At 31.9% G+C, this 17549-nt stretch carries 4 protein-coding genes; all 4 read left to right on the top strand.

Annotated features, from left to right (window positions below; translation table 11 throughout):
* Window positions 1-4725: a non-ribosomal peptide synthetase gene (locus tag OIU83_RS09265; RefSeq protein ID WP_264205971.1), complete on the top strand. Its 4725-nt coding sequence runs from the start codon at window positions 1-3 to the stop codon at window positions 4723-4725.
* Window positions 4726-4820: 95 nt separating this feature from the next.
* Window positions 4821-5597 carry an SDR family oxidoreductase gene (locus OIU83_RS09260; protein ID WP_264205970.1) on the top strand — a complete coding sequence of 259 codons (777 nt, stop codon included), beginning with the start codon at window positions 4821-4823 and terminating at the stop codon, window positions 5595-5597.
* A 34-nt stretch (window positions 5598-5631) separates the two neighbouring features.
* Window positions 5632-9858: an AMP-binding protein gene (locus tag OIU83_RS09255; RefSeq protein WP_264205969.1), complete on the top strand. Its 4227-nt coding sequence runs from the start codon at window positions 5632-5634 to the stop codon at window positions 9856-9858.
* A gap of 474 nt (window positions 9859-10332) precedes the next feature.
* Complete coding sequence (locus OIU83_RS09250) at window positions 10333-17526, top strand: non-ribosomal peptide synthetase (RefSeq protein ID WP_264205968.1); 7194 nt, start codon at window positions 10333-10335, stop codon at window positions 17524-17526.
* Window positions 17527-17549: the final 23 nt, after the last annotated feature.

The following is a 17549-nucleotide window of genomic DNA, read 5'->3' as shown; positions in this document are numbered from 1 at the left end:
ATGGAAATTCGTTTATTTATTAAAAGATTAAGAGAAGAAGGAGTAATGTTAAAGCTGAACAATAATCAGCTTGAAATTGTTTTGCTCAATAATCATATTGAGGATGAAACCCTTGAATTGCTTAAAAAGCACAAACAAGATATTATAGCTTATTTTTCAGCTATTTTGTCAAAAAATAACGTTGATGAAATTCAGCCGGTTAAAGAGGCATCGTCTTATCCTCTAACTGCTTCCCAACACAGATTTTGGATGGTAAGCCAAATCGAAGCTACTTCTTTGGCATATAATATGCCTGTTGCTTTGCAGCTTAAAGGGAAATTGGATCTATTAAAATTTGAGGAATCTTTTCTTTTCTTAATTAACAGGCACGAGGCTTTGCGTACTTCTTTTGAATTGAATGAAGCAGGTGAGGTAAATCAGTTTATCACTTCGATGGATGATTTGGATTTTAGCCTTAACTATGTCGATTTGAGTTCAAGTACTGAAAAAGAAAAAGCTATAGCGGATTATCTGGCTAAAGAAAATGGGATTGCCTTCAATTTAGAGAAAGCACCTTTAGTTCGTGTTTCGCTACTTAAATCTGGAGAGCAGGAATATGTCTTTTTCATGACAATGCACCATATTATAGGAGATGGCTGGTCATCAGAACTGTTGGTTAAAGAAATGGTAACGATTTATAATTCCCTGATTCAGTTGAAAGAGATAAACTTACCGGAATTAAGAATTCAGTATAAAGATTATGCAGGATGGTTAAACCAGGAATCACAACAAGAGCATTATAAAGCGTCTGAAACTTATTGGTTAAATCAATTTTCAGGTTCCCTCCCTGTAATCGAATTACCGGAATCGAGGAAACGTCCTTTGGTAAAAACCTACAATGGAGATTTTGTTAATTACCAATTTTCAAATGCCTTTCTGGAGAAAGTTACTGCTTTTTCTCAAAAACATGATGTCACTTTATTTATAACATTAATGGCAGGTATTAATACGTTGCTAAGCAGATATACAGGACAACAAGATATTATTATTGGTTCGCCAATTGCCGGAAGAGAACATCCTGATCTTGAAAATCAGATTGGAGTTTACCTGAATACTTTGGCTTTGCGTACGCAAGTGGATAAAGATTTCAATTTTATGGACTTATTGCGCCATGAAAAAGAAGTGATATTGGGGGCTTACGAGCATCAAAGTTATCCTTTTGATGAACTGGTAGATAAACTAAAATTAAAACGTGATAATAGCAGATCGACTTTGTTTGATGTTATGGTTGTGCTTCAGAGCCAGTCGAAACTCAATAATTTTAAAAGCGTTAAATTAGAAGGATTAGAATTTAAAGAATATCAATTAAATGATAAAACATCAAAGTTTGATTTCATCTTTTCCTTTACAGAAACGGATACCTTGTCGATGGAAATCAATTACAATACTGATATTTATGATTTATCTTTTGTAGATAAAATAGCTATTCATTTTGAGCAATTGCTTAGTAGGATGATAGACCAACCCGAGACCAAAATCCAACATATTGATTATCTAGATACTGAAGAAAAACAACATCTTTTAGTAGATTTTAATAATACTATGATTGCGTATCCAAGAGATAAAACGATAGTTTCATTATTTGAAGAACAAGCAGAAAAAACGCCAGATCATATTGCCGTTGTTTTTGAGGGTAAGGAAATGACATACAAACAACTTAACGAAGAGGCGAACGAGCTTGGTTATTATTTAAGAGATAATTATCAGATTCAGCCCGATGATTTTGTTGGAATTAAATTGGGAAGAAGTGAGAAACTCATTATTTCGATTCTGGGGATTCTAAAATCAGGAGGTGCTTATGTTCCTATCGATGCCAATTATCCACAAGAGAGAATAAAATATATTGAAGAAGACACGCATTGTAAGATAATTATTGATGAAAGTGAATGGAATATTTTTAAGTCATCTAAAGTAGAAAATAAGAAAGGAAATCTTCCTTTAGTGAATTCTCCAAAAGATTTGGCATATGTTATTTATACCTCCGGAACTACAGGAAACCCTAAAGGTGTGATGGTGGAGCATAGAAGTGTAGTAAGGTTGGTAAAACCAGGATCTTATTTTCCACTAGACGAGAACAAAGTACTTTTAAGCACTGGTGCAGTTTCTTTTGATGCTACGATAATAGAGTTTTTTGGCACATTGCTTAACGGTGCAAAATTAATAATTGCAAAACAGGAGAGTCTTTTAGAAACAAGTACTTTAAAAAATATTATTAAAAGCAATAAGGTAAATTGTCTCTGGATGACAGCCTCATGGTTTAGTCAGGTTGCAGATAGTGATATTAATGTTTTCGATACTATTGACCATCTTATTGCCGGAGGAGATGTTGTTTCTCCTGTGCATACAAAAAAACTTTTTGATGCATTTAAGAGTATAAAAATGACCAATGGATATGGACCTACAGAAAACACAACATTTTCTTTAACACATGAAATCAAGAAAAGCGATACTACTTCCATTCCTATAGGTAAACCTATCGAGAACAGTACTGCATATATTTTAGACGAACAATTACAACCAGTTCCGGTTGGGGTTTCGGGCACATTATATGTAGCGGGAGATGGTTTATCAAGAGGTTATCTGAACAAGCCGGAATTAACGGCTGAAAAATTCATCGTAAATCCATTTGTTCAAGGTACAAAAATGTACAATACCGGAGATTTAGCAAAATGGCTGCCTGATGGTGATGTAATTTATTTGGGAAGAAATGATGATCAGGTAAAAATAAGAGGACATAGAATAGAGCTGGGCGAAATCGAAAGAAATATTGCTGATATTGAAGAAATAAGCCAATCTGTTGTAGTTATAAATGAAAAAGACGGTGATAAAATTATTGTTGCTTATTACGTTTCGGATAAGAAAACAGACAAAAAAGAAATCCAGGAATGTTTATCAAAAAAATTACCTGATTATATGTTGCCTGGTTACTATATCCAGATTGATTCTATCCCGTTGACATCAAATGGGAAAGCAGATAAAAATGCACTTCCTGCTGTAACATATACAGATTTGATTCAAACCGAATATGTTGAACCTGAAACTGAAATCGAAATTAAATTAGCGACCATCTGGATGGAAGTTCTGACTATTGAAAAAGTTGGTGTAACAGATAATTTTTTTGAAATAGGAGGACATAGTATTAAGGCTATGAAATTGATTTCGAAAATAAAAGAAGAATTTGAGGTTAATTTTAAGATAAGTGAGATTTTCATCAATCCCACATTGTTATCTCAGGCGCAACTTATTGCTTCACTGGAAATTGATTTAAGTAATACGATTCCTGTATTTCCAGAAGAACCAAGTTATCCGGTTTCATTTGCTCAAAGAAGATTATTGCCATTAAGTCAAATAGAAGAAAGTTCTGTGGCTTATAATATCCCGACAACATTAGTCCTTAAAGGAGATTATGATCCTGATTTCTTTATCCAGGCTTTGCATGCAGTGGTAGAAAGACATGAAATTTTGAGAACAGTATTTAAAGAAGATTTGGATGGAAATTTTAGTCAATGTGTCAAGTCTCCCGAAGAATTAGGTATTAAAGTAAGTTCTTACGATTTTACTCAAAGTGAAAAACCTTATAACGAAGTGTTTGATTATGTTTATAAAGATTCGGTTAAACCTTTTGATATAAAAAATGGCCCATTGGTAAGATTTGCTTTGCTGAAGGTTGACGAAAACACCTTTGTATTTTACAGTAATTTGCACCATATCATTTTTGATGGATGGTCATACAAAGTTCTTAAGAGTGATGTGATGGCTTTTTACAATGCTTTCAGGAATTCCGAAAAACCAATGCTTTCTGATTTACGCATTCAATATAAAGATTTTGCTATTTGGCAATTAAATACAGTCAAAGGAGATGATTATGCAAATCAGAAAACTTTTTGGAAAAACCAGTTTGAGGGTGAAATACCCCAACTGAATCTGAGTTTTGCAAATAATAGACCTAATCTTAAGACCTACAATGGATCCTTGTTGACTTACATTATTGACGGCAATGCTTTTGAAAATTTTATAAAATTAACAAAGACTACAGGAACAACTCCTTTTTTGAATTTACTGGGTATTGCAGCAATGGTTTTATACAGGAATTCCCTTCAGAAAGAGATTATTATAGGAAGCCCAGTTTCAGGAAGAATCCATCCGGATTTAGATAATCAGGTAGGTTTTTATGTTAATACGCTGCCTTTAAAAATATTTTTGGATGAAGAGAAACCCTATCAGAATTTTGTAGAAACGATTAAAGAAAACGTTTTGGCTTGTTTTGATAATCAGTCTTATCCGTTTGATGTTTTGTTAGAAGACCTGGATCAGGGGAGAGATTTGTCAAGAAGCCCGCTTTTTGATGTTATGCTTACTCTAAATGAATATGAAGAAATCAATGAGAATTTAATAAGGTCTGGCCAATGCATCGAAGAAGAGGCAACAAGCAAATATGATCTTTTATTTGAATTTGACCTTTTTGAAAATAACCTGCAATGTCGTTTTACTTATAATACTGATTTATTTGAGAAAGATACTATTGAGAAGTTAATCTCAGATTTTAAAAAATTACTGGAAAATGTATCCGATGACCAGTCCCTGACACTTAATGATTGTTTGAATTTAATCATAAGCGAAAAGGAACTTTTGGAACAGGAAGATTTTCTAAATGCGATTATTTCAGAAATAAGCGAAGAATTTTAAAAAAACATACATCTCAAGTAGTAACATTTACCTGTTGAGACTTCAGATTAATCCAAACGGATAAAAGAACAAAGTTTAATAATTAGTAACAAAAAATGGAAAACTTAAATAGAGTAGGGATTATAACAGGCGCAAGTTCAGGCATAGGAAGAAATACAGCCTTGCGAATAGCTTCTGATGGTTTTAGGATTGTTTTAAACGGCAGAAACGAAAAAGAGCTGGATTTGCTGAAAGAAGAAATCAATACACAAGCTGGGAAAGAAATAGCCATAGTGGTTGCTGGGGATATTACTGATAAAAAAACTCTCGAAAGATGCATACAAGCTTGTCAAACGCATTGGAATTTAATCCCAAGTCTTTTTATAGCTTGTGCCGGAAGAGGATTACCAGGAACATTAATAACTTCTGATGAAATGCAATGGGAGAATTTATGGAATATAAATGTACTGGGTTTACAGCATCAATTAAAAGCTATTTCTCAAGTTATGATAGCCTCAAGAGAAAAAGACCCGGAAAATAAAACCCCTTCAGATATTGTCGTACTAGGCTCAACAATAGGTCGAAATGTTTCTCCATTTAACTCTGTTTATGGAGCTACAAAATTTGCAACTCATGGCCTAACAGAGGCGTTAAGAAGAGAATTGGGACCTAAAGGGATTCGTGTAACACTTATTGAACCGGGACTGGTTGCTACAAATTTTCAAGAGTCGGCCGGTTATGATATGGATTGGTTTGAAAATTATTGCGACGAAATTGGTCCTGTACTGGTAGGTGACGATGTCGCCAAAGTGATACAGTTTTTGGTTCAGATGCCCGAAAATGTGCATTTAGATAATATTTCGATTAGGCCAACCAGACAGTCCTATCCATAATTTACCTTAATTATTCATTTGATTATTCTTTGAGATGATAGAAAAGCAAAAAAAATTAACCGATTTATTTGAGCATATTGCAAATATTCATCCTGACCGCATTGCGATTAAGGATAGCAGTACTCATTATACTTATTCTGAATTACAAAATTCAGCCCTTAAATTGGCTTCCAGATTAAAAAAAGAAGGGGTAAAAGTGAATGACAGAATAGGGCTTTTAACAAAAAAAGACAACTTTACGATATTGTTATTTTGGGGCATTTCTTATGCAGGAGGAATACCAGTATTGCTAGATGATGATGATGAAATCCTTGTACTTAAAAACAAACTTAAGTCGTCACAACCATCTTATATTATCGTAAGAGACTCTGATAGTGATAAAGAAGAAATGCTTTCTGGAACTCAGATTCTGCATGAGTCTGAGCTTATGGATGGGCTTGAAAAAGAAGAATCGCTACATTCGTATGAGATAGCCGAAGTATGTTATATGATTACAACCAGCGGTACAACAGGCATGCCTAAAGTGATAGAGATATCGCATGATAATGTCCTGCATTATGTACATAATCTGTACGAACTTTTAAAGAGTCCTGATCGTATAAATGCAGCACATGTTACTAATTTCTCGACAGATTTAGGTCATACAAATTTATTATTGTCTTTAATATCAGGTGGTATGCTTTATATTCTGGATAGAAATGAATGCAGAGACCCTTTCCTTTTTAATTCCATCCTAAAAAGAGAACAAATCAATTTTATCAAGACGACTCCGTCACATATAGAAGTTATGCTTCCTTTTTTAGATTTTGGTGTCGATTATAAAATGGATTTCCTTGTGTTGGGAGGCGAAAAACTTCCATGGAAATTAGTGAGGCAGATTAAAGACTTAAAGTTGTTTAATACTATTTTGAATCATTATGGTCCCAGCGAAACAACCGTTGGTGCTTTGGTATACCCAATAACCGAAACATTAGGAACGGAAAATAGTGTACCTATTGGAAAACCTATTGGGAACGGCAATGCCTATTTGGTTAATAAGAAAAATGGAATTGGAGAGTTGTATATCGAGGGACCAGGTGTTGGAATAGGATATTTTAATAATGATAATGAAACAAAGGAAAAATTCTTTTTTAATGAAGAAACAAATAACCGAGGTTATAAGACGGGGGATATATGCAGCATGTTAGAAGACGGAAATTTTATTTTCTTAAGAAGAGATGATAATCAGGTTAAAATTAGAGGGCATCGTGTCGAACTGGATGAAATCGAATCGACATTAAATAAAAACCCTAAAATACTATACAGCAGATTAAATACATTTTATGAAAACAATACAGCTTCTATAGAGTGTTTTATAAAGGTTGTTGAAGACGAAACGCTTAAAAAAGAAGACCTGTTAGTATGGCTGAAAAAGTTATTGCCTGACTATAAAATACCTGCTTATATTTACATTCAAGATGACATTGTTTACACTGGAAACGGAAAAATAGACTTTAAAGCATTAAGAAAGCAACACTTCACTAAAAATGTAAAGCTTTTTAAAGATTTAGATTTAAATAGTTGGGAAGATAACGTATTGTACTGCTGGCAGGAAGTATTTGGTATAGAAAGCCGAGATAGACATTTTTTAGATTCAGGAGGAGATTCTTTAAGTGCAATCAAGTTTGTGGGCAAATTACAATTGAATGGATTTGATGTGAATCTTGCAGACCTATACGACAATCCTTCTTTTGAACATTTTATAGCACTAAACAGATCCCAGAAAAATCCTTTGGTCAACAATATTGTTGAATCTTCGGATTTACAGTTTACGAGTTCCCAGTTGACATTCTTAAAAAATAAATCACTGGACTTAAATCTCTATACACAAACATTATTGTTTGATATAGAAGGTGATATTAATATTAAATTGCTGGGGAAAGCAATCGAAGAGTCTCTAAAGTCTCATGAAAGTTATAATCTGAAGTATATAAATGTAAATAATGATTTTTTTCCGGAAAATAATTTAAATCCAACGCCTCCTTTAGTTGTATATAATTTAAATTCAGAAAAATTATTTACGGATCAGTTAATACAGATTACAAATGATTTGGTTAAAAGCATTTCTATTGAAGAGGGAATTCTGTTTAAATCGGCTTTAATTACCGATACAGGTAAAAATCTTAATTATTTGTTTTTAGTAAGCCATCATTTGATTACCGATGCGATTTCCTGGAACACTCTTTTGGAAGAAATTTTATGGAGGTATGAATCATTATATATAGAAAGGGCATTGCCTGTGAGTAAAGAACAAATTCAGAATCATTTTTATAAAAAAAATGAGATAGAAACATCAACTCAAAAAGATTTTTGCAAGCCTTTGGGAATAAGCGAAGAAATTAAGGGAATACCAATAAGTAAATATAATTCTCGTCATTCTAATTCTGTAGTTTCTATTGTTGTTGCTAATGAGTATTCTGAAAAACTAAGGCAATTTGAAGTGATGTCCGAAAGTCATTTAAAATTGCAGGATCTTTTCTTAAGCAGCTTCGTTAGCTCAGTTTTTGATTTTTACGATATCAGAGAATGTTCAGTAGATATTGAATTCCACGGAAGACCGGAAGAAAACGGAGGAATAGATTTAAGCAGATCTGTTTCATGGTGGTCTACCACTATTCCGGTTGATTTTGATGAAAGACACAGATCCGTCCAGCAGTTAAAAAAATATATGTCTCCTATTGCAAGTTATGCGAATAACATCAACTCACATAGCAGTATTTTTTCAAATGATGAAAAGCTTAAGGCAGATATTAGATTTAATTATTTAGGGAAATTTCCTGAATCATATGAAAATACATCCCTTAAATTAAAACCTTCTCATTACACCACAGCTCCTACGAGATCTAATAAAAACAACAGCGAGTACAAATTATTTTTTACTGGTAGGTTTATTGGCGATAATCTAATTTTTGATATTCAGTATAATACAGACTGCTTTAACAGCCAGGATATACATAAAATAACAAATCTTTTTTTAAGTAATCTGGCACCGCATATTGATTTGGAAAAAAATAAGCAATGGAGCGATTTTGCCCACCTATATTATAATAATGTTTGTACAGTTGGGAAACCAATGCTAAATTTTCCGATCAATAAAAAAATTAAAAAACACGATAAGGCAATTTTACTAACCGGAGCAACTGGTTTTTTAGGATCAAGCGTTTTGAGGGATTTACTTTTGGAAGAAGCGGAGGTATTTTGTCTCATTAAATCGGAAAATTTATATAATGCAAAACAAAAATTAAAAGATACTTTGGATTATTATTTTCCGGGAGAAATGCTATCAGAGAAAGTTAATGATAATATAGTATTGGGAGATTTATCAAAAAGGCATTTAGGGCTGGATGATTATGGGTATCTCACAAATCGTATTGATGTTATTATTCATTGTGGAGCCAATGTTAATCTTGTAAAATCATATGATGACTTAAATGACACCAATGTATTTGGCACAGAGCAGATTATTTCTTTTGCTAACGAAGGTAAAGTAAAGACATTACATTACATTTCGACATTGGCGGTAAGCGGTTATACCACAACTGGTGGACAAGATTTTTCAGAACATCATTTTGATATCAACCAAAAATTCTTATCAGGATATGAGAAGTCAAAGTTTCAAGCTGAAAAAATTGTACGTATGGCTTTTGATCAGGGATTGAAAGGGAAAATATATAGGGTAGGGCATATTGGCGCACATTCTGTAACTGGTAAATTCCAAAAAAATGCAGGCGACAATAGAGTTATTCAAGTATTAAACGGGATTATTGCATTAAATCAAATCCCTGTTTCTTATACCGAAAAAATATCGTTCTCCTATGTAGATGTTATTTCAAATATAATAACATCAATGGCACTACAAAAAATAATATGCGATTTAGATTGTATCCATTTAGAAAACACAGCTTATTTTTCTATTAAAGAAATAGCATCCATAATGAACCATATTGGCTATCCATGCAAAATAGTAGATGATGCTGTTTTTAAGAATGCTGTGCTTAACTTTAAAGGATCAGAGAAAGAATACGAGTGTATTTATGGGTATAATATTTGGGTAAACAGGTTTCTTTCACAAAAAAGAAATGTAAAGTATCTGAGTAATGAATCAAATGAAATTTTTAGTAAATACGGAGTCATTTTTCCAGAATTATCAAAAGACTGGCTTAAAAAACTAATCGTTGGTCAGCTAAAATCTGTAAATATAGAAGCAGTTAGTATTTATTAATATTGTTTTAAAATAAAGTAATGCATTATTCAAAAAGTGCATAAATTTTAAAAAAAATAAAGGTTTGACTTTTTAATTAAAGTTGAACCTTTTTTAATATTCAAAAATTAAATAGAGAAGGATCCCAGGGTTTACGTAAACTCAGGGATCCTTTTTGCTTATACAGACTATTACAGAGCACTTATATTATTTTTTAAGCCCGTAATTATTTTACGAAAAATCCGTAATATTTAGATTCATGTTACTTCTATTTTTGAATAAAATATATTGTGTCTCGCAGTAAAGATTTTAACAGAAACAGCATTTGAGAGATTTACAATATAGGTTTCATTAAAAAAGCATCGATTTTAAGATTAAATTTTTGATTAAAAAAAATAAGTGTATTTAAAATATGTAATGCTGAAATGACATAATTCAAACATCAATTATAGTTACCCTATATAATATAGAATATCACCTTTAATAAATATTACAATGAATAAAAAGATCATTCACACTGTATTTGAAAATATAGTAAAAAATCACGGTAGTAACATTGCTTTACAAGGCGATAAAGGAAATATATCATATCATGAGCTAAATAAATATTCAAATAAGCTAGCTCATCTTTTGCTAAATGCAAAAATATCAAAAAATGATATAGCTACTGTTTATTTTTCGGATCCGAGATTACAGGTTATTTCATTGCTTGGTGCATTCAAGTCTGGAGCAATATATTTGCCAATAGACAAAAAATATAAAAGAAATCATTGGGAGGAATTATATACTACGATACGTCCAAAAGTTTATATTACAGCAGCAGAAGATCTTGCTTTGCTCCACCAATTTAGTGATTCTTTTGATTATTTTATTCCATATATCATTACACTTTCGATTGATAGTCATGGAGCGTTACATTATAAATTATATGAAAATTCTAAAGATACTTACGTAGATATTACGCGTAAAGGCCATTTATCTGATGAAAATCCGGAACTACAATTAGAAGATAATGATCCTAATTATATTTACTTCACCTCGGGTTCAACTGGTAATCCTAAAGCTGTTTTAGGCTGTCATAAAAGCCTTAGTCATTTTGTACACTGGGAATGTACAGAACTTGGTATAAAAGAATCTGATAAAGTAGGGTTACTGCCTTCATTTTCATTTGATGCTTCTATTCAGGCAATTTTCATGGCGTTAATTAACGGAAGTACGCTTTGTTTAATCAATTCAGAAACCAAAGAAGATATTATCCAATTGCAAAACTGGATAAGAAAATATAATATAACGGTGCTACATATGGTACCAACATTGTTTAGAATTTTAAGTATTTATTCTGAAGGAGAAATAAACAGTCTTTCTTTTCCGGATTTGAAATATATATTATTGGCGGGAGAAAAATTGTATCAAAAAGATGTTGAAAACTGGAGAGAATGTCATGGTAGTAATACCGAAATTATCAATTTTTACGGAACTACAGAAGCTACAATACTTAGTACATTTTATAGAATCGAAGCAGAACTTTACGGTGAATCATCAGATGTTTTTTGCGTTGGGCAACCTATATCAAATACAGTAATATTAATTTTAAATAAAGATAATAAGCTTTGTAAAATTGGTGAAGTAGGAAGCATTTATATAAAAACTCCATTTTTAACAAAAGGATACTATAAAAACCCTGTGCTTACGGCAGAGAAATTTATGCAAAATCCATTATCTGCTTCCACAGATATTATTTATAAAACGGGTGATTATGGAAAGTATGATTCTCAAAGAAATACAATTGTTACCGGTAGGGAAGATGGACTTGTAAAAATCAATGGAGTACGTATTGATATTAATACAATTGAACAAACCATATTGAAATTAAAAGAAGTTGGCATGGTAAAATGTCTGACTTATCAACAGGATTTGCTAAGTGTTATTTTAGTGTGTTTTTACAAATCGGCTAGTGTCGACGAAAATGAAATCCGTAAGCATTGCCTTGAATACTTGTCGCAATATGAAGTTCCTTCGCGTTTTATAGCTCTTGATGAAGTACCTATCAATGCTAATGGTAAAATTGATCCGGTTGTCCTGAAAAAGATAATCGATGATACTTTAAGAGCAGACAGCAATGAAGCTACAGATGAAAATGAAGCCAATGAAACAGAGAAAAAACTAATCCAGATATGGAAAGAAATATTAAATGTAGAGAAAATCAGACTGAACGATAATTACCTGTTTTTAGGAGGAAATAGTATTAAGCTAATCCAATTAAAACTTAGAATTCAGCAAAAGTTTGATGTAGAACTCAGTATTTATGATTTATTCAGCAATTCTATTTTAAAAGAACAGGCAGAACTGATAGCACAATCAAAAAAATCGGTTTTCGAGTATATTACCAAAGCACAGACTCAGGAGTATTACAATTTGTCTTCTACGCAATATAGAATGTGGGTTTTGTCTCAAATCGAAAGTAGTTCAATTGCCTATAATATGCCTAACGCTTTTCTTTTTAAAGGTGAGGTAGATGTTTTAAAATTAAATGAATCTTTTAGAAATATTATAGAACGTCATGAAATTTTAAGAACTTTTTTCAAATCAAATGAAGAAGGAGAAGTTCATCAATATATAAAACCAATACATGAATTAGAGTTTGATATTGCTCAAAAGGATTTTACAAATAGTAATTCAATAGAAGAGATTAAACCTTATTTATTCACTTTAAATGCAGAACCATTTAACTTGGAGCAGTCTCCTCTTTTAAGAGCTTATTTAATTAAAGTAAACGAAAACGAGCATGTGTTTTATTTTACAATGCATCATATTATTGGAGATGGCTGGTCGTCACTGATTTTGTTTAAAGAAATAATAAGCACTTATAATAGCTTGTTGAAGAATGAAAAATCAGAATTGGGAGACTTAAATGTTCAGTACAAAGATTATGTGACGTGGTCACAGAATGAAATACATATTGAAAAAAACAAAATTTCCGCAGGGTATTGGCTTGATCAATTTAGTGGAGAATTACCTGCATTAGAATTACCTGGCTTTAAAAAACGCCCTTTGATAAAAACCAATAACGGGAATAAAATAGAACATGTTTATTCGACAGAGTTTACCCAAAAATTAAAATCATTTTCTGAAGCTCAGAATGTTACTTTATTCATGACTTTAATGGCCGGAATAAATACACTTTTAGCAAGATATTCAGGACAGGATGATATTATTATAGGAACGCCAGTTGCAGGAAGAGAGCATCCGAGTTTAGAAAATCAAATAGGTCCTTATTTAAATACGGTTGCTATTCGTACAAAGCTGGACGTAAACGAAAGTTTTAATTCCTTATTGATAAAAGAAAAACAATTGTTATTAAATTCCTATGAACATCAGAGCTACCCTTTTGATGAGTTAGTATGGAAATTAGACCTAAAACAAGATAACAGCCGCTCATTTTTGTTTGATGTTTTAGTGGTATTGCAAAACCAAAATCAGGTTACGAATTTGGATACGAAAGAAGAATTAAGTGGTCTAAAAATAGAATCAGTTGATTTTGAAAATAATTCTTCAAAGTTTGATTTGACTTTTAATTTCATCGAAACAGAAAATCTAAATCTATCAATTACTTATAATACAGATATCTACGATCAGTTCTTAATTGAAGAGATGTTTTCTCATTTTGAAAATCTGCTAGGCCAGCTCGCTGCGCAGCCAGATACGGCTGTAGGTAAGGCTGATTATTTGACAGAGGCTGAAAAAAAACAATTATTATCTGATTTTAATGATACTTCCGTAGAATACCCAAGCCATAAAACTATAGTTGATTTATTCGAAGAGCAGGTAGAGAAAACGCCTAACGGTATTGCCATACGTTTTAATGATATTGAATTGACGTATAAAGAACTTAATGAAAAGGCAAATCAGTTTGCCCATTATTTACATGAAAGTTACGAGATACAGGCAAACGACATAATTGGGATAAAATTAAACAGAGGGGAAAAACTTATTGTCTCGATTTTAGGGGTTTTAAAATCTGGAGGAGCATATGTTCCAATTGATCCTGCTTATCCGCAAAACAGAATAGAATATATCGAAAAAGATAGCGCTTGCAAAATCGTAATTGATGATTCGTTTTTAGGATTATTTACAGGGATTTATGAACAATACTCAAAAGAAAATATTACCAATAAGGATCTATATGATAATTTATCTTATGTTATCTATACTTCCGGTTCTACAGGAAATCCTAAAGGGGTGATGATTAAACATGGTTCATTATTTAATTACATTGAATGGGCTAGAGAACATTATTTAGATTCTGAATTAGCAAATACTGATTTTGGACTATTTAGCTCATTGTCTTTTGATTTAACAATTACGAGTTTGTTTTTACCAATTGTAAGTGGTGGTTGTTTGAATGTTTTTGGACCTAATGAAGATGTACTGGATATATTGAAAGATTATTTTAACGGTAATATATCTTGTATTAAAATTACGCCTGCCCATATAAATGCTTTGGAAAATCTGGATATAAATGCAAGTAAGGTAGAAGTTGCAATTGTGGGTGGTGAGGCATTAACCCAAAAACAAATACAGATTTTAAAAGGAGTAAACCCAGCAATGAGGATTTATAATGAATATGGACCAACAGAAACAACTGTAGGATGTATTGTATCTGAAATTACTTCGCCTGATGAAAATATTTTAATAGGCAAACCTATTTCAAATACTTCGATTTATATTTTGGATCAGTTTGAAAACCTACAGCCGAAAGGAATTGTTGGAGAGATCTATATTGGAGGTTCAGGTTTGTCAAAAGGATATTTAAACCGTCCAGATTTAATGTCGGATAAATTTATCGAGAACTCGTATAAGAAAGGAGAAAGCTTATACAAATCTGGAGATTTAGGTAGGTGGATGCCAAATGGTGATATAGATTATATAGGACGAATTGATGATCAGGTAAAAATAAGAGGATATCGAATCGAGTTAGCAGAAATAGAAAAGAATCTTTCATTAATCCCAGGCGTAAGCCAATCGATAGTAGTTGTAATCCAAAAAAACGATGATAAATATCTAACGGCATACTATGTTTCAGAAACACATGTGGATAAAAAAGAAATTAAGTCCAGTCTTTCAAAAGTATTACCGGAATACATGGTTCCTTCTTATTATGTCGAATTAGAGAGCTTGCCTTTAACTTCTAATGGAAAAATAAATAAGAAAGCGTTACCTGAAATATCGGAACAAGATATTATCCGAAAAGAATACGTAGCTCCAAGAAATGAAACTGAAGAAAAATTGGCAGAAATATGGCAGGAAATGCTAAAAGTAGATAAGATAGGAGTAACGGATAACTTTTTTAATTTGGGCGGACACAGTTTATTGGTAGTTAGGATAATTAATCAGATTAAAAAAGATTTAGGATTAAATATATCTGTAAAAACATTCTTCGAAAACCCAACAATAGACGCATTATCGGAGCAATTAAAAGATAAAAAAACCGAATCTTTCTTTATTGAAAAAGTAGCCGAATCAGATTCGTATCCAGTAACTGCTTCGCAAAATAAGTTTTGGTTAATCAGTCAATTTGAGGACGCTTCTGTAGCCTACAACATGTTAACTGTATTTAGACTTGAGGGAGATTTAGTGATTCCAAAGTTTAAAGAATCTTTTATACATCTTATGGATAGGCATGAGAGCTTAAGAACTTCTTTTAAATTAAATAAGGATGAGGAATTAAGACAATTTATAACGGCAACAGAGGATCTGGATTTTAGCATTAATTATACAGATTTCAGTCTTAGTAAATCTACAGAAGAGGATGTAGCCTCTTATGTACTGAACGAAAATGCGATTAGGTTTGATTTAGAAAAAGCACCTCTTGTACGTGCTTCATTAATTAAAGTAGAAGAAGGTAAGTTTGTATTCTTTATATCAATGCACCATATCATTGGTGATGGCTGGTCTTCGGAATTATTAGTAGGCGAAGTTGTATCGATTTATAATTCTCTTGTTCTGGATAGAAAAGTAGATTTACCTGAGCTTAGAATTCAATATAAAGATTATGCTGCATGGTTAAATAATGAAGTTCAAAAAGAAGGATATAAAATCTCAGAGCAATATTGGTTAAATCAATTTTCAGGAAAACTTCCGGTATTAGAATTGCCAGGTTCGAAAAAGAGACCTTCATTAAAAACATATAACGGTGATTACTTAGGTTATCAGTTTTCTGAGGTTTTTTCAGAGAACTTAAGAGATTTTTCTAATAAAAATCATGTTTCGTTATTTATGGTATTAACGGCAGGTATAAAAACGCTTTTAAGCAGATATACTGGTCAGGAAGATATTATTATAGGAACTCCGGTAGCAGGAAGAGAGCATCCTGATTTAGAAAATCAAATTGGGCTTTATCTAAACACTTTGGCTCTAAGAACCCAAATAAATAAAGAATACAATTTCTTAGAACTATTACATCATGAAAAGGAGGTTATTTTGGGAGCTTATGAGCATCAGATTTACCCATTTGATGAACTAATTGACAAGCTGCAATTAAAAAGAGATACAAGTAAATCACTGTTGTTTGATATATTGGTTGTTTTGCACAATCAAACAAAATTAAATAAGTTCAAGGATGAAAAACTGGTGGATCTATTCATTAAGCCTTATGAATCAAGTCATAAAACTTCCCAGTTTGATTTGTCGTTCCGCTTTTCCGATAATGAAGCGTTGTATTTGGAAATAAATTACAACACGGATATTTATGACAAATCATTCGTAGAAAAAGTATTTAAACATTTTGAGACTTTGGTTTCTGAATTAATAGCCAAGCCGGAAGCAAAATTAGTATCGATAGAATTTCTTTCGGAAAAAGATAAAAATGAAATGGCAATGGCTAATTATTGGAAAGGAATGTTTCAAAATGAATTTCCGACCATTATACTTCCTTTTGAAAAACAAACTTTAAAAGAATCAGATAAGCCCGGATCTCAGTTCCAATTTAATATAAGTGAAGAATTAAAAGAAAGATTATTAAAATTCTCGAATTCTGGCAAAGGCACACTTTTTACATCTTTACTATTCTTGTTAAAAATAACAATACGAAAATACATTGATAATGATTTAGTTGCATTGTGTGTTTCCTTCCCTGAAGAGAAATCTAATGAAGGGCATAAACTCGATTTACCTATTGTAACCACTATAGATAATGAAGAATTGCTGCAGGATATATATAATGGTTTAAATCGTGGGATAGAAGAAATAAAAGAGAATCTTTTTGCAGATTTTCAGATGGCAGAAAAAGTGATGAACGCTTTTTATGAAAATAATGAAGAAAATATCTTCAATATAAAATGTAATTATTATAAAAATCAGGCTCCCGAAAATTCTTTGTATTTGGAAAAGACAGAAGGACAGGATTTTACCTCAAACATCATTTTTACAGATAATATAATAAGTATCTACAATATGTCATTTGATTTTTATGAAAATGAAACTGGGATTAATTGTGTTCTGATTTATAATAACGGTATGTACGATAAGAGCCATATCATGCTTTTTATAGAAAGGTTTAATGCAGTTATCAATCAGCTTGTAGAGAATCCGGAACTGTTTAGCCAGTTCAATATTGGCAATATTAGTTTTGATTTCCAAAGTAAAAAGCAACCTAACAAAAACAAAATTTTACTCGAAGAGAACTTCTAGTAGAACCCTGTAAGTCTATTAAA

It is taken from the genome of Flavobacterium shii (assembly GCF_025847235.1).
Lineage (GTDB): Bacteria > Bacteroidota > Bacteroidia > Flavobacteriales > Flavobacteriaceae > Flavobacterium > Flavobacterium shii.
This window is presented reverse-complemented; position numbering and strand designations above follow the sequence as displayed.

Coding starts and splice junctions, on each gene's coding strand:
- OIU83_RS09265 (WP_264205971.1), top strand. CDS start 1: ATGGAAATTCGTTTATTTATTAAAAGATTAAGAGAAGAAGGAGTAATG.
- OIU83_RS09260 (WP_264205970.1), top strand. CDS start 4,821: ATGGAAAACTTAAATAGAGTAGGGATTATAACAGGCGCAAGTTCAGGC.
- OIU83_RS09255 (WP_264205969.1), top strand. CDS start 5,632: ATGATAGAAAAGCAAAAAAAATTAACCGATTTATTTGAGCATATTGCA.
- OIU83_RS09250 (WP_264205968.1), top strand. CDS start 10,333: ATGAATAAAAAGATCATTCACACTGTATTTGAAAATATAGTAAAAAAT.